The sequence below is a fragment of the Gracilibacillus sp. JCM 18966 genome (assembly GCF_055392695.1).
The window spans coordinates 1083454-1102857 of sequence record NZ_AP043883.1 but is presented as its reverse complement, the minus strand read 5'-3'; the positions used below and the strand labels follow the sequence as shown (position 1 = coordinate 1102857).

Here is a 19404-nt window from a genome sequence, read left to right as displayed (position 1 = left end):
ACCAAGTGACAAATCCTACTTCGTAATCCTCTTTTTTAAATCAAATCCTAAATCAATTATACCTAAGATTCGAACGAAATAAAAACCTATAAAAGGAAAAAATACAAGGACGAGTATGCTAACGATCGGTAAAGCTGTTGACTTTACTTTGACATAGCTATAGTAAAAGATAAAGGATAATCCTTGTAAGATCAAGAGGGTTCCTGCCAAATTAGATACATTCATAATGATATCATAAAATAGTGTGGCATCATTATTCCCTCCCATTAATGACAGCATTAAGGTAATAAAATATATCCACAAAATCAGCTTCGGTAACTGAAAATTTCGAAATGCTGGGAAAGCATATTTTTTTTCTGCTGTGCGATTTAGCCATTTATAGGTGAGCCATTGTGTAATAAGGGCCAAAACCATAGAAATAACGACTAATATAAAAGGAATGAGCTGAAGAACTCCTAGCATTTGTTCACGAATTAATTCAAAATCCTCGATAGAAAGCTGAATCATTCCAACCGTTTCAAACAATTCTCTCGTTCTATTTAAAGACTCATTCATCATTTCCTTATAGGAATCTGCTATAGAATATTGTAGCACTATTTCGATAAACGCATAGGCTCCAACAAGTCCGAACAAATATCCAGCCGTCCCTTTTAACCAGGTTTCATATGGATGCTGCTTTTTTTGAATCGAAAAACCGATCATTATTCCGCTTATTAATGCAAGAAAGGTAATCGGAATCGAAACTGCCGGATAAATGATAAAAGACAGAAAGAACAGCACCATCACGGTCACATAAAATAACACACGCTCACCATGAAGCATGAGTAAGATAATCGGTATGGGCATTAGCATGATTGTAAATATCTCTGTAAATGGTAAGAATATCGTTACCATATATAGCAACAAGTAAATACTTATATAAAGGAAGTATTTTTTGTCTATTTTGTTGTTTTTCAATCTTCATCCCCCTTATGGAAGCTAAACTATTATACATTTTACACTAAACGAGAAGTGATTGTTAGCTTCTATTTTACCATCTAGATTCACCTATCACCTAATGATTATGATTATGGTATGATTAATTAAAAGTGAGGAGGAGGAATAAAATGATAAAAACGATAATATTTGATCTGGATGATACGTTGCTATGGGATAAAAAAAGTGTGAAACAAGCGTTTGAAGATACTTGCCTATTAGCAACTGAAAAATATGGAGTAGATGCTCTCAAAGTAGAGGATGCAGTTCGCGAAGAGGCCCGTAAGCTATATCAAAGCTATGAAACCTATGAATTCACTCAAATGATTGGAATTAATCCTTTTGAAGGACTCTGGGGTAATTTCCTTGATGATCATACATATTTTAAAAAAATGGCCGAAATCGTACCTAACTACCGAAGAGATGCTTGGATTAATGGACTGAAGCAAGTAGGCATAGAGGATGAAGAATTTGGTGAACATTTGGCCGAGCAATTCCCAATTAACCGAAAAAAGAACCCATTTGTTTACGAAGAAACCTTTACGGTATTGAACAAGCTAAAAGGGCACTATCAATTAATTATGTTAACGAACGGCTCTCCCGATTTACAAAATACCAAATTAACGATCACCCCAGAATTAAAGAACTATTTTGACCATATCATTATCTCTGGAGATTTCGGTAAAGGAAAACCAGATCCTTCCATATTTGAACATGTGCTAGAAGTAGCAAATGTAGAGAAGGAGCATGCCATCATGGTTGGAGATAATTTGATGACAGATATATTAGGTGCCAACCGTACAGGTATCAAAAGTGTTTGGATCAACCGCGAAAACAAACAATACAATGAAGTAAAGCCAACCTACGAGATCAAGCACTTAGAAGAATTATTGGAATTACTGCAATAATGGAAAAAAGCTCTCCTAATGCAGGAGAGCTTTGATTGTTTTATGCGATTATATTGGGAAAATCTCTATCATTTTGATGATATCAAGGTTTATCTTGGTTATCCTGCTTAATAGCTTGATTATTCACTCGATATCTTCACATCACTTGAATTACAGTTCCATTGCAGTTAATTTTTCGATTTCATCGATTTGCTTTAATGCTTCTATCTCTTCTTCCTCTAAATATTTGTCTACAGTTAGAATCATAATAGCTTCTCCGCCAATGTCCGAACGGCCTACTTGCATTGCTGCGATATTAATATTTTTCTCTGCAAACATACTTCCCACTTTTCCGATAACACCAGGCTTATCATTATGCTTAATGACAACTAAATTCCCCTCAGGAACAACGTCCACACTATATGCATCTACCTGTACAATTCTTGGTCCTAGACCGTTTAATAAAGTACCTGCAATAGATCGTGTCACTTCTTTTGTTTTCACTTCCACACGTAGTAAGTTAGTAAAGCCTTTCGGAGTAGAGGATTTGTTTTCATTCACTTGAATGCCTCGCTTCTCTGCTAAATAAGAAGCATTCACATCATTGACGTGGTCCCCCATGTGACGCTTTAATAAACCTTTTATCGTATTACGTGTTAATGGTGCTACTTCGATTTCTGTCAAATCTCCAGAATAGGAAATATTAATTTCTTCAATAACTCCAGTTGTAAAATAAGTTAAGAAGGTTCCTAATTTCTCTGATAAGTGGAAATATGGTTCGATCTTATTCATCACTTCTTTAGGGACAGATGGTAGGTTTACAGGATTGCGTGCAACGCCCTCTGTTAAATAACGTACAACATCATGGCTAACATCAATGGCAACATTTTCTTGTGCCTCTACTGTACTGGCACCTAAATGTGGTGTTGCAATAACCTCTGGCAATTCCAATAAACGATGATCCGTTGCCGGTTCTTCTTCGAAAACGTCTAAGGCTGCTCCTGCAACTTTACCAGACTTAATGGCATCATATAGTGCTTCTTCATCTATAATTCCACCACGAGCACAGTTAATGATTCGAACACCGTCTTTCATTTTGGCAAATGCCGCTTTGTTCAGCAAATGCTTTGTATCTTTAATCAATGGTGTATGTACGGTAACAAAATCTGCTACTTTAATAACATCCTCTACCGATCCGAAATCTACGCCTAATTTATCCGCTCTTTCCTTTGTTAAAAAAGGATCATATGCAATAACATTCATGCGCTGACCTTTAGCACGTGCTGCCACCTCAGCTCCGATACGTCCCATTCCAATAACGCCAAGAGTCTTCCCTTTTAGTTCCACGCCGACATGTGTTTTTCGATCCCATTTCCCATTTTTCAATGCTAAAAATGCTTGAGGAATTTTTCTTGCTAATGACATAAGCATTGCCACTGTGTGCTCTGCTGCAGAATTTGTATTTCCATCTGGTGCATTCACGACAATAATCCCGTATTCTGTTGCAGCACTTAGGTCAATGTTGTCTACACCAACACCTGCGCGACCAATAATTTTTAAGTTTGTTGCTTGGCTAATAATATCTCTCGTAACCTTTGTTTGACTTCTAACAAGTAAAGCATCATATTCACCAATTTTGTCAGCCAACTCATCTGCTGAAAGGCTTGTTTGTACATCTACCTCGATATTGTCTGCTTCTCTTAATGGTTGAATACCATCTTCACTTAATGGATCACTAATTAAAACTTTAAATGCCATGATTGTCCCTCCAAATAATAGAATTACTCCATGTTAGCCAAATGAACGTGAAGCTTTTCACTTTTATCTTATTCTATAAATATTATATCACTTCTGTCGCGATATAAATACTAGATTGCAAGTTCTCATCTTCTATAAAAAACTTTTCTTTATCATAGCAGAAATAGGCTAATTGTCAAGGTGTTTCCAACTGATTTCCTTGATATAATTCGTGTTTTTGCTCTCAACTAGATAATAAAACTGTATTTTTCTATTAATTAGGCCTCCAAAACCGAACATTATATGATCTGAAATAAGTTTACAATCGTTTAAAAGGAGCTAATAATAGCATGTGTCATTAGTATGTAAAGTAAGACTTTGCTCGGTAAGATCTTACATACGGTTAATGCAGTATGAAAAAAGCACCATAGGAATTATCCTATAGTGCCTTCAACCTATTTATTCACTTACATATGGCAATAAAGCCATTTGACGAGCACGCTTAATTGCTCTAGTCAATTTACGTTGATATTTTGCAGAAGTTCCTGTTACACGACGAGGAAGAATTTTTCCACGTTCAGAAACGAAACGTCTTAATAACTCAACATCTTTATAGTCAATGTGTGTAATACCGTTCGCTGTGAAATAACACACTTTACGACGCTTAGCGCGTCCACGACGAGCTGCCATTATACATAACCTCCTTCTTGCTATGAATTAGAAAGGTAAATCATCGTCGGAAATATCAATTGGTTCTCCACTATTTTCAAATGGATTATCATTTTTATTTCCTTGATTATTTGAATTGTTTTGGTTAAATTGATTGGCTTGACTTGCTTGGTTCTGATTTTGATTATTATAGCTTTGTGATCCTCCAGATTGTCCACCTGAGGAACCACCCTTAGACTCTAAAAACTGAACAGAGTCTGCTACGACCTCTGTAATGAAAACACGTTTTCCATCTGGGTCATCATAGCTACGGGTTTGTAATCGTCCATCTACTCCGATAAGACTACCTTTGCTCATGAAGTTCGCAAGGTTCTCTGCTGGTCTTCTCCAAACAACACAATTAATAAAGTCTGCTTCTCTTTGACCTTGTTGATTAGAGAATGGACGGTTTACTGCTATCGTAAAGTTAGCTACTGCAACTCCACTTGGTGTATAACGCAAGTCTGGATCTTTCGTTAACCTGCCGACAAGAACGACACGATTTAACATCAGAACCACTCCTTATTATTGATCGTCTTCACGAATTGCCATATAACGAAGAATGTCATCAGAGAAATTCGCTTGACGATTGAATTCGTTAATTGCTGTTTCATCACCTTTAAGGTTAATAATTACATAGTATCCATCACGGTAGTCATTGATTTCGTAAGCAAGACGTTTCTTACCTACTTCTTCAACTTTCTCGATCTCCGCACCATTACTTGTAAGGAATCCATTGAAACGCTCAATTAAAGCAGTTTTTGCTTCCTCCTCTACATCTGGGCGGATGATGTACATAATTTCATATTTATTCATCCGTTTACACCTCCTTTTGGTCTTAGCGGCTCTATGATTATCATAGAGCAAGGAGTAACAACTCTCATTACTCACAATACGATATTATACCAAATTAGCCTTCTCATTGCAAATTTATTTCAAAAGGCTTGTCCATTTTGGATTTTGAGCGTATGAATAAAGATGTCAAACAGGTGATACAGACTATACGTTAAAGCGGAAATGCATAACATCTCCGTCTTTCACCAAGTATTCCTTTCCTTCTAATCGCACTTTCCCTTTTTCTTTAGCTACTTGCATCGATCCAGCTTCCATTAAATCATCATAGGATACGGTCTCTGCACGGATAAAGCCTTTTTCAAAATCGGTATGGATAATTCCTGCTGCCTGTGGTGCTTTGATTCCCTTTTTAAATGTCCAAGCACGCACTTCTTGCTCACCAGCAGTAAAATAGGTCGCTAAACCAAGTAATTGGTAAGTTGCTTTAATCAGCTGATCTAATCCAGACTCAGGAATACCGAGCTCTTCTAAAAACTCTGCCTTTTCCTCACCGTCGAGTTCCGCTATTTCGGATTCCACCTTTGCACTTACAACGATTACTTCTGCTTGATCTGATTTGGCAAATTCTTTTACTGTTTGTACATTTTCATTGCTATCCGCATCGAGTAGCTCGTCCTCCCCTACATTGGCTACATATAAAACAGATTTACTTGTTAGTAAATGTAGGCCTTTCACAAGCTTCTCCTGCTCTTCTGTAAAAGAAACCGCTCGAGCTGGTTTTTCTTCTTCAAATGCATCCCTTAATTTAGCTAAAACCTCAAATTCAGCCATTGCTTCCTTATCTTTCTGTTTCGCCATTTTTTCTACTCGAGAGATGCGTTTTGTTACAGTTTCTAAATCTGCTAAAATGAGTTCTAAATTGATTGTTTCTATATCCGAAATAGGGTCGACTTTCCCAGATACATGTGTAATATTTTCATCCTGAAAGCAACGTACCACATGGCAAATCGCATCCACTTGGCGAATATGGGAGAGGAATTGATTTCCTAAGCCTTCTCCTTTACTCGCCCCTTTCACAATTCCTGCGATATCAGTAAATTCAAATGCCGTTGGTACGGTCTTTTTCGGTTTCACTAATTCTGTAAGTTTTTGAAGCCTAGTATCTGGAACCTCTACGATCCCTACATTTGGATCTATCGTACAAAACGGGTAATTTGCCGACTCTGCGCCAGCTTGTGTTATTGCATTAAACAAGGTTGATTTACCTACATTAGGCAAACCAACAATTCCTGCTGTTAAAGCCATTCATTCCACTCCTTAAGGATATCGTCCAATTGAACGTTTCAGTCATACCAATTATAGTAATACTTTTTATACTTGACAAGTTATTAAAAAGCCAAATTGCAATTGTTTAAGCATGAAAATCCTTACTTTCTTTTCAGTAAAAAAATTGTTCTTCAGTATACAACTAATATGAAAATAATAAATTGTTTCACGTGGAACAATTTTATTCTGATGCGTGCTCTAATATTTTTTTTAATTTTTGTTCAAACCTTCTTCTAGGAATCATGACACTATGTCCACATCCCTCACACTTAATTCGAATATCCATCCCCATTCGAATCACCTTCCAGCGATTTTCTCCACATGGATGTGGTTTTTTCATCTCTACGATGTCATTCAAATGAAATTCCTTCCGTTCCATTTCTTTTCACCTACTTTTTTGCAATATCTTTCTTTATTATACTATATATTAACTTTTCTTCGTAAATGGATAAAGAAAAATGGCTAAAAGTAAGTATAAATTTAGTAAACCATATAGCGGATAAAGCCATGCAATTAAATTAGAAAAACCAACCTTTGTTAGAGGGATTAAAATGATAAGCGTAATGATAGCTAGCTTCCATAAAGCAATAGGAATGACCTTCCTAATCCTCGTGACAATTCCTAAAACACTTGAAATTGCAGTTGTAAAAATGGCAAACCATAATAGTATCGACATGATCACATAAGTATATGTTGGGTAGTTTTTCAAAATCGCAAACAAGGGAATCTCATACAAAATGATAACCTCTGAGATTTGAATTAAACTATTGTTATAAATATAAGAAATAATTCCAAGCACAAGCCCACTACCTACACTTGCAATGATTATCTCACCGGTTGACTTTATTTTCTCACCGACTGCACTTATTACCGCAATAATCGATAAGATATTTAAGGCTGTAAAAGTAAACGCCGTATACCAATTTTTTTGATGTTTCCAATCTATTAGATAGCTTAAGCCTTCATCTATATTATATTTGATCAGAATAGATAACAATCCGACAATTAATAATGGAAGAATAAAAGAATTGAGGACAACAGCTCCATTGATTCCTTTCATAAATACTAAAACAATAATGATGGATATAAATACGATGCCTACCCATGAATAAATCTTGACCGCCTCAAAGGTTGCCCCACTCCCTGCTATCATCACAACGGTCGTGGACATCAAATAAAAGAAAATGAGTATATCATAATATTTTGCTACTTTTCTACCTAATAATAATTCCAACACGGATAAGTAGTCTGTGGTTTGATGGATGTAGCTGATCTTCATCGTAATAAAAACAGAAAATGTAAAAAATACAACAAACAAGAGAATAGCAAGTCCACTTTCATGCCCAAAAAATTGCCATAATTCTCTCCCTGAAGCATAACCTGCCCCTACCATCGTGCCAATAATTAAAAACATCCACTTAAGGCCTGATCTCCACATAGCTTTCCTCCATAATACTGACATACTATATTAAAAGTATGCAGATAATGGGTCAGCTATGAGGCTTGTTTTATATTTTAAATGAAGAAGAAGTCTAATCGGTGATGATCAGACTTCTTGTTTTTTTCTTATGCTATTTTTCCATTTTCTCAAGGATACGATTTAAGTCATCCTCTGAATAAAACTCAATTTCGATTTTTCCTTTTTTCTTTCCTTTATTTATTTTGACATTGGTGCCAAAATAATCTTTTAGATGATTTTCTCTTTCCTGTAAGAAAATATCTTTTTTTACCTTTTTTTCATTCTTCTCTTTTTTCTTTTCATTAATGCTTTGAATCAACGATTCTACTTGTCTTACATTTAGCTTTTCTGTCGTTATCTTATTCACTAATGGAATAAGCTTTTCTTTGTCCTTAAGTCCTAACAATGCCCTACCATGTCCCATTGAAATGGCACCATTATTAATCTTGGCAATAATCTCATCTGGTAAACTAAGTAAGCGAATGAGATTCGCAATATGGGATCTACTTTTGCCTAATCGTTGTGCTAGTGTTTCTTGAGTGATTCCAAGCTCATTAATTAGTCGGTCATAAGCATTAGCTTCTTCAATAGGAGTTAGATCTTCCCGCTGTATATTTTCAAGTAGTGCCAATTCCATCATTTGTTCATCAGAAAGATCCTTGACGATAGCAGGAATTGTCTCTAAATTTGCTTCTTTTGCTGCTCGATAACGCCTTTCTCCAACTACAATTTCATAACCCTTAATGCTTTTACGAACGATTAATGGTTGGAGGATCCCGTGTAAAAGGATCGATTCCTTTAATTCCTCAATAGCATCTGCTTCAAATACTTTTCTTGGCTGATATGGGTTCGGTCGGCATTTTGAAAGCAAAATTTCTTCAATCTTTTCGTCCTGCTCATTTATCTCTAAGTCTGGAAAAAATGCATTGATTCCTTTACCTAGGCCTTTAGCCATTTGCAATCACTTCCTTTGCTAACTCAAGATAAACCTCTGCCCCTTTGGATTTAGGGTCATAAGAAATGATTGGTTGCCCATGACTTGGAGCCTCTCCTAACCGCACATTCCGAGGGACAACAGCCTGATATACTTTACTTTGAAAATATTTTTTAACTTCTTCTATTACCTGAATACCTAGGTTCGTTCTAGCATCTAGCATCGTTAATAATACCCCTTCAATCATTAGTTGATTATTTAGGTGTTTTTGTACTAAACGGATTGTATTCAACAACTGACTTAATCCTTCTAGTGCATAATACTCACATTGAACAGGGATTAGAACAGAATCTGCTGCTGTTAATGCATTTATCGTTAATAATCCTAATGATGGAGGGCAGTCGATGATGACATAATCGTATTCCTCTTTCACACTATCAATCGCTTTTTTTAATCGAATCTCGCGGGATATCGTGGAAACTAGTTCAATTTCTGCACCAGCCAGTTGAATAGTAGCAGGAATTATATCTAAGTTTGGAACATTTGTGCTAACAAGAACATCAGAAACCTCCATGTCCTCTACCAATACATTATACACACATGTGTCCACATCAGCTTTATTTATTCCTAGACCACTAGTAGAATTCCCTTGTGGATCGATATCAACAATAAGTATTTTATGGTCTAAATGAGCCAAACAAGCACTCAAATTAACAGAGGAAGTAGTTTTTCCTACTCCACCCTTTTGGTTTGCAACCGCGATTACTTTTCCCATGACGTCACCTACCTATTACGCCTTTCCTTCAAAAAATTTTTCATGCTACTCTATTATAACACTACTACTCTCTTTTTTTTGATCAAAAAACAAAAAATTCGTCAAAATACTTCTTGAGAATTAGAATAGGCTCGTATTTTCACGAAATTCTGTTAAGTATAAACAAAAAAATAACCCATCTTTCCTAGAAAAGATGGGAATGTTTATTATTTCTTTTTTGGAATCTTTATCGTTATTTGGTAATAGTCATCGAGATCCTGTTCATCTGTTTCAAGGTCGATTCCTGTATCACTTACCATATTCAAGGATTGTCTAATCGTATTCATCGCAATCCTCATGTCTTTATTAATACCTTTCAGTCTTGGTTTTTTTGGAGGCTCTTTATCCTGCATGAGTCGCTGTATGTAAGATTCAGCTTGCTTTACATTCCATTCCTTTTCCACAATTTGTTGTAAAACCTTTAGTTGAATCTCTTCATCTTTTATAGCTATAAGTGCCCTAGCATGTCTTTCGGTTATTTGCTTATTTAATATTGCTTGATGTACTTCTTCCGGCAATTTTAAAAGTCTCATCTTATTGGCTATCGTTGATTGACTTTTACCTAATCTTTGAGCTAGCGCCTCTTGCGTAAGCTGATGCATCTCTATTAATTTCTCGTAGGCCCTTGCTTCTTCAATCACCGTTAATTCTTCTCTTTGGAGATTTTCAATTAAAGCGACAGAAGCTGTTTCTTTATCTGTCATTTCTCGAATGATGACAGGTACCTTTTCCCAATCAAGACTTTTAGCTGCTCGCCATCTTCTTTCACCAGCAATTATTTCATGAATTCCCTCTTCATCTGATGGGCGGACAACTATAGGCTGAATCATCCCATGTGTTTGTAAGGTTTGAGCTAATTCTTGTATTTTTTCTTCATTAAAAATAGACCTAGGCTGGTACTGGTTAGCTATAATCTTTGAAGTTTCCATAAATACTACTTCGTCTTGTAGTTTAGTAGTTTCTACTGGGTCTAGCTCTAATTCTTCCTCTTCATCTTCTACTTTATCACCTAAACCAAACAATTTGCCAAATGGGTGTAACATAGACAAACACCACCTTTATTTACTAAAGCGAATGATATAAAAATATAATATATAATAATTCCATATTGGATAATGATAGAAAAGGAGAAAAACTTGCTTTCTTCTTATACAAGCAAGTCTACGTAGCTATTTCTTCCTTTATGTTTCACGTGAAACAATTCGTACATAATCTCCCCTTATATTTTATCATAAAAAAATTAAAAGAAGGTAGTAAAATCAATTTTATTTATTTTTATTCTATTGGTGATTTATTCGGTACACCAGGTTTGCGTGGGTATTTTTTTGGTGTTTTTCTTTTTTTCTGGATAAAAATAAGGTTTCGTTCCCCATTGTCATCTGGTAAATCAAACGTCTCCATTCTTTCTACTTTACCACCTAAAAGCTCAATAGCTGAATCCGCATCCTTTAATTCTTGCCCTGCATTTGAGCCTTTCATTGCTATAAAAATGCCGTTTGTACGTGCTAACGGTAAGCACAGCTCACTCAATACTGACATCCTCGCTACAGCCCTTGCAATAACTATATCAAAATGATGTCGGAATTGTTCGTTTCTACCGAATAATTCCGCACGATCATGATAAAAGGAAACACCCGATAATCCTAAATTTGCTGCCAAATGATTTAAAAATCCTATTCTCTTTTGCAAGGAGTCTACAATGGTCACTTTCATTTCTGGAAAACAGATTTTCAATGGAATGCTCGGAAAACCAGCACCTGCCCCTACATCACAAATATGAACCTCCTGATTAAAATCAAAATAAAAGGCTGCCGTAATGGAATCATAGAAATGTTTGACAAATACTTCTTCCTTTTCTGTAATCGCGGTTAAATTCATTTTTTTATTCCACTCAACTAATATTTGGTAGTATTGGTTGAATTGAGCTATCTGATGGTCAGATAGCTCTACTCCATTACTTTTAAGCTGTTCATAAAATTGACTCATATCCATTGACCTAGACTCCTTTTACTAATTTTATTCATTAGATACCTTGGCGACATTCCCTTGTTCAATATAGACGAGCAGGATGGATATATCTGCTGGGTTAACACCTGAAATACGAGAGGCTTGAGCAACCGATAATGGTTGAACCTTTTTAAGTTTTTCTCTTGCTTCCGTAGCAATACCACTTATAGCATCATAATTAATATTTTCAGGTATAAGCTTATTCTCCATTTTCTTCATACGATCTACTTGTTGATTGGATTTAGCAATATATCCATGATATTTAATTTGAATTTCGACCTGTTCTTTCACATCTCCTGCCATATCCTTCTCAGATGGACAGACTTTTTCGATAACCTCATAGGTAACTTCTGGTCTTTTTAATAGGTCATAAGCTAATATACCATCCTTTAGCCTTGTACCACCTATTTCTTCCATAATGGTTTGAAGTTCCTCCGTTGGTTTTAGTCGAATGCTTTGTAATCGTTCTTTTTCTTCTTGAATTAGCTGTTTTTTCTCTTCGAATTTTTGATAACGTTCCTCCGTAATTAATCCTAGCTTATACCCTATTTCAGTTAAACGCAAATCTGCATTATCATGTCTTAGTAGTAATCGGTATTCCGCGCGTGATGTTAATAGTCGATATGGCTCATTTGTTCCCTTTGTTACAAGGTCATCGATTAACACACCAATATAAGCCTGGGAGCGATCCAGAATTAACGTATCCTTGTCTAACGCCTTAGCTGCAGCATTAATTCCTGCCATAATTCCTTGACCAGCCGCTTCCTCATATCCTGACGTCCCATTGATTTGGCCTGCTGTAAATAAACCAACAATATTTTTCACTTCTAAGGTTGGCCATAATTGGGTTGGTACAACTGCATCATATTCAATCGCGTAACCTGCACGCATAATTTCCGCTTCTTCGAGACCAGGTATGCTTTGTAATATTTCTTTTTGAACATATTCTGGTAGTGAGGTGGAAAGTCCTTGTACATATACCTCTTCTGTATTCCTTCCTTCTGGTTCTAAGAAAATTTGGTGTCTTGGTTTATCATGGAAACGCACAATTTTATCCTCGATTGATGGACAATAGCGTGGTCCTGTACCTTTAATCATTCCGGAATACATGGCGGATAAACCTAAATTATCGTTGATGATTTCATGTGTTTTTTGATTTGTATAGGTTAACCAACAAGGAATTTGATCGACGATTGCTTTCGTTGTTTCATAGGAGAAATGCTCCGGATGTTCATCACCTGGTTGAATTTCTGTTTTACTATAATCAATCGAATGGTTGACAACTCTTGGTGGTGTCCCTGTCTTAAAACGAACAAGCTCAAAGCCCAATTCCTCTAGGTTTTCGGCTAGTTTGACACTTGCCCGCTGATTATTTGGTCCACTCTCATAAGAGATATCCCCGATAATGACACGGCCACGCATAAAGGTTCCTGTCGTAATAATCACGGAATTCGCGCGATAAATGGCCTTCGTTTCTGTAATGACACCCTGACATTTGCCATCCTCTACAATTAGCTTCTCAACCATACCTTGCCTTAAGGTAAGATTTGGCTCTTGTTCTAATGTTTTTTTCATTTCTTGAATGTATAAGGGTTTGTCTGCTTGAGCACGTAAGGCACGAACTGCAGGACCTTTCCCTGTATTCAGCATACGCATTTGAATATAGGTTTTGTCAATTACCTTTCCCATTAATCCACCTAATGCATCGATTTCTCTTACTACAATTCCTTTTGCCGGTCCTCCAATAGATGGATTACAAGGCATAAAAGCAATCATATCTAAATTCATTGTTAGCATTAACGTACTAGCACCGCGTTTGGCTGCTGCATGTGCTGCTTCTACTCCAGCATGTCCAGCCCCTATTACAATTACATCATATTGACCAGCTTCATATGTTGCCATCGCTGATCCCCCTTCTATTTATTATTTCCCTAAACAAAACTGTGAGAACAGTTGATCTATTAGGCTATCCTGCACCGTATCTCCTACTATTTCCCCAAGCAATTCCCAAGCTCGAGTAACATCTATTTGGACTAGATCGATTGGCATATTGGCATCAATCGCGTCTTTTGCATCATCTAGCGCCTTTAATGTTTGTTGTAAAAGTTGGATATGACGGACATTTGAAACATAAGATAAATCTCCAGAATCTAATTCCCCTTCAAAGAAGGTATCAGAAATTGCTGCCTCTAATGCATCAATACCTTTATCTTCTATTAAGGCAGTCGTAATCACCTTTTGTTTACCTGCTAATTGCTCCACCTCTTGTCTGTCAAGCTTTGTAGGTAAATCCGTTTTATTAACGATCACGATATATTCCAGATCCTTAATTGCTTCAAATAGCTTTCTGTCCTCTTCGGTTAATTCTTCTCCATTATTCAGAACCAACAGAATAAGGTCTGCTTGCTTTAATGCTTGTCGAGAGCGTTCTACTCCAATTTTTTCGACAATATCCTCGGTTTCTCGGATTCCTGCCGTATCTACTAATCGGAGCGGAATTCCTCTAATATTGACATATTCCTCAATAACATCTCTTGTCGTTCCAGGAATATCCGTTACAATCGCCTTTGTTTCTTGTACTAAAGCATTGAGTAAAGAGGACTTCCCCACATTTGGACGTCCAATAATTGCTGTTGCAATTCCTTCTCTTAATATTTTTCCTTGCTTTGCCATGCTTAGTAGCTGCTCGACTTCTCGGTATACTTCCTCTGTTTTTTCTCGTAGCATATGATTCGACATTTCTTCGACATCATCGTACTCTGGGTAATCAATATTTACTTCTACATGGGCAACTGTCTCAATTAATTTTTGTCTCAATTGATTCACTAAGGTAGACAGCTTCCCATCTAATTGCTTCAATGCTACATTCATTGCCTTGTCCGTTTTAGCTCGAATTAAATCCATCACAGCCTCAGCTTGTGATAGATCAATACGGCCATTTAGGAAAGCTCGTTTCGTAAATTCTCCTGGCTCCGCTAACCGTGCACCATTTGCGAGAACAAGCTCGAGCAGACGGTTAACCGATGCAATTCCACCATGGCAGTTAATTTCCACTACATCTTCTTTCGTAAAAGTTTTTGGTGCTCGCATCACACTAATCATTACTTCTTCTATTATCTCTTCTTTTATCGGATCTATTATTTTTCCATAATGAATGGTATGGGAGCTCACTTCTACTAAATCCTGACCTTGAAAAATCTTATTAGCTATGGTAATTGCATGATCTCCACTTAATCGAACTATGGCAATGGCTCCTTCTCCTAAAGGTGTCGATATGGCGGTTATCGTATCTTGCTCCATTATTTCACCTCCTAGTTTCTGTTTTTCATCTATATCAAACGAATATTATTTCCACTCCACTAACTTATTAGAATACCACAAACCATTCCCTCTTGAAAAGATATCCACATTATTTATCCTAAAAATCTTATCAATCAAATTATCCACATGTGTATAACTTTACGTTTTGACAATCTTTAAAAAATATTCCAATAAAGATTATGACTTCCTTCATGACAAAACCCCGATGTTTTCTCACATCGGGGTTTTCATCACTTATTTATTTTTACATCCTGATCATCCGTGAGAAAGCCCATCACGGATGGAAGTCTCACTTTACCACAGCGCCAACCGTCCGTAAGACCTCCACTTGGAGATTTAAGAAGATCATTGAAGCTACATGCAGGCCAACGGACGATAAGCATCCTGATAAGTTTCGCTAACCATCCGTGAGAAAGTCCCCTCACGGATGGAAGTCTCACTTTACCGGTTTGATTACTACGTAACGATTGGGTTCGACTCCGTCTGAATCTGTTGTAATTTTAGCGTTGTTTTGTAAGGCTGTATGGATAATTTTTCTTTCAAAAGACGGCATTGGTTCAATCTTCACATGTTTGCTTGTTTCGATGGCGCGATCTGCTAAGCGATTAGCAAGTTGGATTAACGTTTCTTTTCTGCGGCTACGATAACCTTCTGCATCCACAATGACAGTATAGTATTTATCCGCATACTGATGAATCGCTAATTGCGACAAATATTGAATGGCATTTAAGGTTTGTCCCCTTTTTCCAATCAATACGGCAATTTTCTCCCCACTTAATTCACAGTTAATGACATTATCAGCAACCGTTATTTCTACGTCTAATCCTTCGTCAAACTCTGCCAAAATATTTTGAATATATTGCTCCAATTTCTCAACTGGATCCTTCTGTATCACAACCTTAACAATCGCAGGCTTTGATCCGAATAAACCGAGTAATCCTTTTTTACCCTCATCAATTATTTCGATGCTCGCTTGATCCTCTGTGATGTTTAACTGCTTTAATGCTGATTGGATCGCTTCATCAACCGTTTGTCCAGTAGCAGTTACTTGTCTCACTTTTTCGTTCCTCCTGTGGATGCATCATCATTATTTCTCATCATTGGATTTTTAATTAGTAATGTTTGTAATACCATAAAGATATTACCTACTACCCAATAAAGTGCCAATGCAGATGCAAAAAAGATAGCAAATATCCCGATCATAAATGGCATGATATAAAGCATCATTGTCATTTGTGGCATCATTGAATTTTGTTGTGTTGTCGTTCCAGCCATCATTAGCTTTTGCTGTAAAAAGGTAAATCCAGCCGTTAATACTGGCAAGATGTAATATGGATCTGGTTGGTCGAGCTGGAACCATAAGAAATGGTGACCATCTAATGCACCTGTTCGCACAATTGCATGATAAAAGGCGATTAATATCGGCATTTGAACAATAATTGGTAAACAACCTGCTAGTGGATTTACTCCGTTCTTCTGGAATAATTCCATCGTTTCTTGTTGCAATTTTTGCTGTGTTTGCTGATCTTTAGAACTATATTTTTCACGAATTTTTTGTAATTCTGGTTGAATTTGTTGCATTGCCTTTGAGCTTTTCAATTGTTTAATATTTAAAGGTAATAAAATTAAACGAATAATGAGTGTAACAATGACAATTGATAAACCGTATCCATAGTCTGCATGGAAAAACTCGGCAACCTTCACAATTACCCATGATAATGGATAAACAAAATACTTGTTCCAAATTCCATCACTTTCCGCTGTAATCTCTTGATCGATCTCTGCACAACCTGATAAGAATAGTACTAAGCCTATTAGGCCTACTAATACTAGGAGCTTTTTACGCATCTTTCTCCTCCTTAAACTCATAACATATCCTAAAAAGTATTTTATCATGTTATTATTATATACTGCTAAAATTTTAGCAAGGTTTCATAAAAACTTATTAATTAGCTCGAGCATTTTTTAAAAGCTTCGTTTTATAAAGAAGATGCTGGACACTCTTTTTTACCTGATGATAGTCCAGATCCTTCACAGGCTTCCTCGCAATGATAATAATATCATAGGACGATTTAATCTCCTCATCTAATTCTAAAAAAGCTTGTCTTAAATATCTTTTCACCTTGTTACGAACTACTGCATTACCTATCTTCTTACTTACCGATAATCCTATTCGGTAATGCCTTTGATCGTTTTTATGTAAAAAATATATCACTAATTGTCGATTCGCAAAAGAAGCGCCTTTTTTAAAAACATCTTGAAATTCGATATTTTTTTTTATTCGAAAAGCTTTCCTCATAACAACTTGCGCCTCCATCATATCTAACAAACAGATCAGATTCCACTTGCTCATCACATTTTTATTATTCTTAGCATAACATTACTTCCTTATAGTAGAAAAGACCACTGAAATGTCAGTGGCCTATGCAGATAATACTTTTCTACCTTTCTTGCGACGACGAGCAAGTACTCTACGTCCATTTTTCGTGCTCATACGTGCACGGAATCCATGGACCTTTTTGCGTTTACGATTATTTGGTTGAAATGTACGTTTCATTCTATATGCACCTCCCTGAGGAAACTAAAAATCATAACCGAATAGACAGTCCTAATCATTATACTGATAAATAGAAACCTAGTCAATATTTTGTTTCCTTTTTCTCCTCGCAATCTGTTATACAACAAACTTCTGTTATTCTTGTACTATAACACCCGGTTGTGGATAACATTTTTACGTTTTTCTACTTCTTCCCACTTTTGTCGACAAAATATTCACAAGTTTATACCCTGGGGAAAGAAAATACTCACAAATTGTCTAACTTGTGGATAACCTACAATAAAACATTGCAATTATTGCCCTTTTTTGATAATATATATTTGTTTTATACTGTTAATATCTAAATAAGATTCCTTCCTTATCCACAAACTGTGGATAAAATGTGGACAATAATTCACATATTGTATATTACATTATACACATACATGTGGAAAACTGAATTTCAAAGTTTTCCGCTTTTTTATCGGCATAATATTATCCACAACTTATTCTTAAATGAAGGAAAGGAGGTTCCAAATGGAGAATATAGAGGATCTTTGGCAGAATACGCTAGAAATGATTAAGGAAAAAGTGAGTAAGCCTAGCTATGACACCTGGCTTAAAAACACATTAATTGACCAAATCCAAGAAGATACTGTTATTATATCGGCACCAAATGAGTTCACTCGTGATTGGTTGGAATCTAAATATACGAAAATTGTAAAAGAAGTGCTTTATGAGCTTACAGGTGCTGATCTATCTGTTAAATTTATCATTCCAGAATCTGCAGAAATATTAAATGCAGAAGAAACTCAAACGAAAAAGAAGGCGATCATCTCTTCCCAGGGAAATCATACTTCGCCAAAATCAATGCTCAATGATAAATATACCTTTGAAACATTTGTTATTGGCTCTGGTAATCGGTTCGCTCATGCTGCATCTTTAGCCGTTGCTGAGGCGCCAGCAAAAGCATATAATCCACTCTTCATCTATGGAGGCGTTGGTTTAGGAAAAACACACCTCATGCATGCAATTGGACATTATGTTCTCGATCATAATCCATCTGCAAAGGTGGTCTATCTATCATCCGAGAAATTTACGAATGAATTTATTAATTCTATTCGAGATAATAAGGCCGTCAATTTTCGTAATAAATATCGAAACGTCGACGTGCTTCTAATAGATGATATTCAGTTTCTAGCTGGAAAAGAACAAACACAGGAAGAATTTTTCCATACTTTTAATACTCTACATGAAGAAAACAAACAGATTATTATTTCAAGTGACCGTCCGCCAAAGGAAATTCCGACACTGGAAGACCGTTTAAGATCACGCTTTGAATGGGGACTTATTACAGATATTACCCCACCCGATCTTGAAACAAGAATTGCTATACTAAGAAAAAAAGCCAAAGCAGATGGACTTGATATTCCAAACGAAGTTATGCTTTATATTGCCAATCAAATTGATACGAATATTCGCGAACTAGAAGGTGCACTTATTCGTGTTGTCGCATATTCGTCCTTGATCAATCAAGATATAGATGCATCCTTAGCAGCAGAGGCACTGAAGGATATCATTCCTGCATCGAAACCGAAAGTGATTACGATCCATCATATTCAAGAAGCTGTAGGTAAGAGATATCAAGTGAAATTAGAAGAATTTGCTGCCAAGAAAAGAACAAAATCCATAGCTTTTCCAAGACAAATAGCTATGTATCTATCAAGAGAGCTAACTGACTTTTCTTTACCTAAAATAGGGGAAGAATTCGGTGGTAGAGATCATACTACCGTGATTCACGCACATGAAAAAATATCAAAAATGATTGCAACAGACTCCTTATTGAGTAAAGAAATAGACGAGATTAAAGAACAGCTTAAATCTATTTAAAATCTATCATTGTGA

The 19404-nt window shown here is 36.2% G+C and carries 20 protein-coding genes; 2 read left to right on the top strand and 18 right to left on the bottom strand.

Annotated elements, in window-relative coordinates; translation table 11 throughout:
• Positions 1-15: 15 nt before the first annotated feature.
• Positions 16-957: a YybS family protein gene (locus tag ACZ5N5_RS05245; protein WP_464373374.1), complete on the bottom strand. Its 942-nt coding sequence runs from the start codon at positions 955-957 to the stop codon at positions 16-18.
• Between the two features lie 149 nt (positions 958-1106).
• Between ACZ5N5_RS05245 and ACZ5N5_RS05240 the strand changes: the two genes are divergently transcribed.
• On the top strand, positions 1107-1883 hold the full coding sequence (locus ACZ5N5_RS05240; RefSeq protein WP_109983436.1) for an HAD family hydrolase: 777 nt from the start codon (positions 1107-1109) through the stop codon (positions 1881-1883).
• A 150-nt stretch (positions 1884-2033) separates the two neighbouring features.
• On the opposite strand, the gene serA is transcribed toward ACZ5N5_RS05240, so the two are convergent.
• From serA to rpmH, 17 genes are all read right to left on the bottom strand, one after another.
• Positions 2034-3620, bottom strand: a complete 1587-nt coding sequence (gene serA, locus ACZ5N5_RS05235) for a phosphoglycerate dehydrogenase (protein ID WP_054788568.1) — start codon at positions 3618-3620, stop codon at positions 2034-2036.
• 438 nt (positions 3621-4058) lie between these two features.
• Complete coding sequence (gene rpsR, locus ACZ5N5_RS05230; protein ID WP_054788569.1) at positions 4059-4289, bottom strand: 30S ribosomal protein S18; 231 nt, start codon at positions 4287-4289, stop codon at positions 4059-4061.
• 27 nt (positions 4290-4316) lie between these two features.
• On the bottom strand, positions 4317-4817 hold the full coding sequence (ssb, locus tag ACZ5N5_RS05225; protein WP_054788570.1) for a single-stranded DNA-binding protein: 501 nt from the start codon (positions 4815-4817) through the stop codon (positions 4317-4319).
• Positions 4818-4832: 15 nt separating this feature from the next.
• On the bottom strand, positions 4833-5123 hold the full coding sequence (gene rpsF / locus ACZ5N5_RS05220; protein WP_054788571.1) for a 30S ribosomal protein S6: 291 nt from the start codon (positions 5121-5123) through the stop codon (positions 4833-4835).
• A gap of 183 nt (positions 5124-5306) precedes the next feature.
• Complete coding sequence (gene ychF / locus ACZ5N5_RS05215; protein ID WP_109983437.1) at positions 5307-6407, bottom strand: redox-regulated ATPase YchF; 1101 nt, start codon at positions 6405-6407, stop codon at positions 5307-5309.
• A 202-nt stretch (positions 6408-6609) separates the two neighbouring features.
• Entirely contained in the window at positions 6610-6807 is a 198-nt protein-coding gene (locus ACZ5N5_RS05210; RefSeq protein ID WP_054788572.1) for a DUF951 domain-containing protein, read from the bottom strand.
• A 48-nt stretch (positions 6808-6855) separates the two neighbouring features.
• On the bottom strand, positions 6856-7866 hold the full coding sequence (locus ACZ5N5_RS05205; protein WP_109983438.1) for a hypothetical protein: 1011 nt from the start codon (positions 7864-7866) through the stop codon (positions 6856-6858).
• Positions 7867-7999: 133 nt separating this feature from the next.
• Positions 8000-8842: a ParB/RepB/Spo0J family partition protein gene (locus ACZ5N5_RS05200; protein ID WP_109983439.1), complete on the bottom strand. Its 843-nt coding sequence runs from the start codon at positions 8840-8842 to the stop codon at positions 8000-8002.
• Positions 8835-9596 (bottom strand): ParA family protein, encoded by a 762-nt coding sequence (locus tag ACZ5N5_RS05195; protein WP_109983440.1) that lies wholly within the window; start codon positions 9594-9596, stop codon positions 8835-8837. Before ACZ5N5_RS05195 ends, ACZ5N5_RS05200 begins: the two co-directional genes overlap by 8 nt.
• A 206-nt stretch (positions 9597-9802) precedes the next feature.
• The gene (gene noc, locus ACZ5N5_RS05190) at positions 9803-10678 is read right to left on the bottom strand and encodes a nucleoid occlusion protein (RefSeq protein WP_277679495.1); all 876 of its coding nucleotides are present in this window, start codon (positions 10676-10678) and stop codon (positions 9803-9805) included.
• Positions 10679-10910: 232 nt separating this feature from the next.
• A complete protein-coding gene (gene rsmG, locus ACZ5N5_RS05185) occupies positions 10911-11627 on the bottom strand; it encodes a 16S rRNA (guanine(527)-N(7))-methyltransferase RsmG (RefSeq protein WP_464373373.1) in 717 nt (238 codons plus the stop codon).
• Positions 11628-11651: 24 nt separating this feature from the next.
• Entirely contained in the window at positions 11652-13544 is a 1893-nt protein-coding gene (gene mnmG, locus ACZ5N5_RS05180; RefSeq protein WP_464373372.1) for a tRNA uridine-5-carboxymethylaminomethyl(34) synthesis enzyme MnmG, read from the bottom strand.
• A 21-nt stretch (positions 13545-13565) separates the two neighbouring features.
• Positions 13566-14942: a tRNA uridine-5-carboxymethylaminomethyl(34) synthesis GTPase MnmE gene (gene mnmE / locus ACZ5N5_RS05175; protein ID WP_109983444.1), complete on the bottom strand. Its 1377-nt coding sequence runs from the start codon at positions 14940-14942 to the stop codon at positions 13566-13568.
• 457 nt (positions 14943-15399) lie between these two features.
• Positions 15400-16020 carry an RNA-binding cell elongation regulator Jag/EloR gene (gene jag, locus ACZ5N5_RS05170; RefSeq protein WP_464373371.1) on the bottom strand — a complete coding sequence of 207 codons (621 nt, stop codon included), beginning with the start codon at positions 16018-16020 and terminating at the stop codon, positions 15400-15402.
• The gene (gene spoIIIJ / locus ACZ5N5_RS05165) at positions 16017-16811 is read right to left on the bottom strand and encodes a YidC family membrane integrase SpoIIIJ (protein WP_464373370.1); all 795 of its coding nucleotides are present in this window, start codon (positions 16809-16811) and stop codon (positions 16017-16019) included. Before spoIIIJ ends, jag begins: the two co-directional genes overlap by 4 nt.
• Before the next feature lie 97 nt (positions 16812-16908).
• A complete protein-coding gene (rnpA, locus tag ACZ5N5_RS05160; RefSeq protein WP_054860836.1) occupies positions 16909-17262 on the bottom strand; it encodes a ribonuclease P protein component in 354 nt (117 codons plus the stop codon).
• A 123-nt stretch (positions 17263-17385) separates the two neighbouring features.
• Positions 17386-17520, bottom strand: a complete 135-nt coding sequence (gene rpmH / locus ACZ5N5_RS05155; protein WP_054788573.1) for a 50S ribosomal protein L34 — start codon at positions 17518-17520, stop codon at positions 17386-17388.
• Between the two features lie 516 nt (positions 17521-18036).
• Between rpmH and dnaA the strand changes: the two genes are divergently transcribed.
• Positions 18037-19389 carry a chromosomal replication initiator protein DnaA gene (gene dnaA, locus ACZ5N5_RS05150; RefSeq protein ID WP_109983445.1) on the top strand — a complete coding sequence of 451 codons (1353 nt, stop codon included), beginning with the start codon at positions 18037-18039 and terminating at the stop codon, positions 19387-19389.
• Positions 19390-19404 lie beyond the last annotated feature (15 nt).

Coding starts and splice junctions, on each gene's coding strand:
- ACZ5N5_RS05240 (WP_109983436.1), top strand. CDS start 1,107: ATGATAAAAACGATAATATTTGATCTGGATGATACGTTGCTATGGGAT.
- serA (WP_054788568.1), bottom strand. CDS start 3,620: ATGGCATTTAAAGTTTTAATTAGTGATCCATTAAGTGAAGATGGTATT.
- rpsR (WP_054788569.1), bottom strand. CDS start 4,289: ATGGCAGCTCGTCGTGGACGCGCTAAGCGTCGTAAAGTGTGTTATTTC.
- ssb (WP_054788570.1), bottom strand. CDS start 4,817: ATGTTAAATCGTGTCGTTCTTGTCGGCAGGTTAACGAAAGATCCAGAC.
- rpsF (WP_054788571.1), bottom strand. CDS start 5,123: ATGAATAAATATGAAATTATGTACATCATCCGCCCAGATGTAGAGGAG.
- ychF (WP_109983437.1), bottom strand. CDS start 6,407: ATGGCTTTAACAGCAGGAATTGTTGGTTTGCCTAATGTAGGTAAATCA.
- ACZ5N5_RS05210 (WP_054788572.1), bottom strand. CDS start 6,807: ATGGAACGGAAGGAATTTCATTTGAATGACATCGTAGAGATGAAAAAA.
- ACZ5N5_RS05205 (WP_109983438.1), bottom strand. CDS start 7,866: ATGTGGAGATCAGGCCTTAAGTGGATGTTTTTAATTATTGGCACGATG.
- ACZ5N5_RS05200 (WP_109983439.1), bottom strand. CDS start 8,842: ATGGCTAAAGGCCTAGGTAAAGGAATCAATGCATTTTTTCCAGACTTA.
- ACZ5N5_RS05195 (WP_109983440.1), bottom strand. CDS start 9,596: ATGGGAAAAGTAATCGCGGTTGCAAACCAAAAGGGTGGAGTAGGAAAA.
- noc (WP_277679495.1), bottom strand. CDS start 10,678: ATGTTACACCCATTTGGCAAATTGTTTGGTTTAGGTGATAAAGTAGAA.
- rsmG (WP_464373373.1), bottom strand. CDS start 11,627: ATGGATATGAGTCAATTTTATGAACAGCTTAAAAGTAATGGAGTAGAG.
- mnmG (WP_464373372.1), bottom strand. CDS start 13,544: ATGGCAACATATGAAGCTGGTCAATATGATGTAATTGTAATAGGGGCT.
- mnmE (WP_109983444.1), bottom strand. CDS start 14,942: ATGGAGCAAGATACGATAACCGCCATATCGACACCTTTAGGAGAAGGA.
- spoIIIJ (WP_464373370.1), bottom strand. CDS start 16,811: ATGCGTAAAAAGCTCCTAGTATTAGTAGGCCTAATAGGCTTAGTACTA.
- rnpA (WP_054860836.1), bottom strand. CDS start 17,262: ATGAGGAAAGCTTTTCGAATAAAAAAAAATATCGAATTTCAAGATGTT.
- rpmH (WP_054788573.1), bottom strand. CDS start 17,520: ATGAAACGTACATTTCAACCAAATAATCGTAAACGCAAAAAGGTCCAT.
- dnaA (WP_109983445.1), top strand. CDS start 18,037: ATGGAGAATATAGAGGATCTTTGGCAGAATACGCTAGAAATGATTAAG.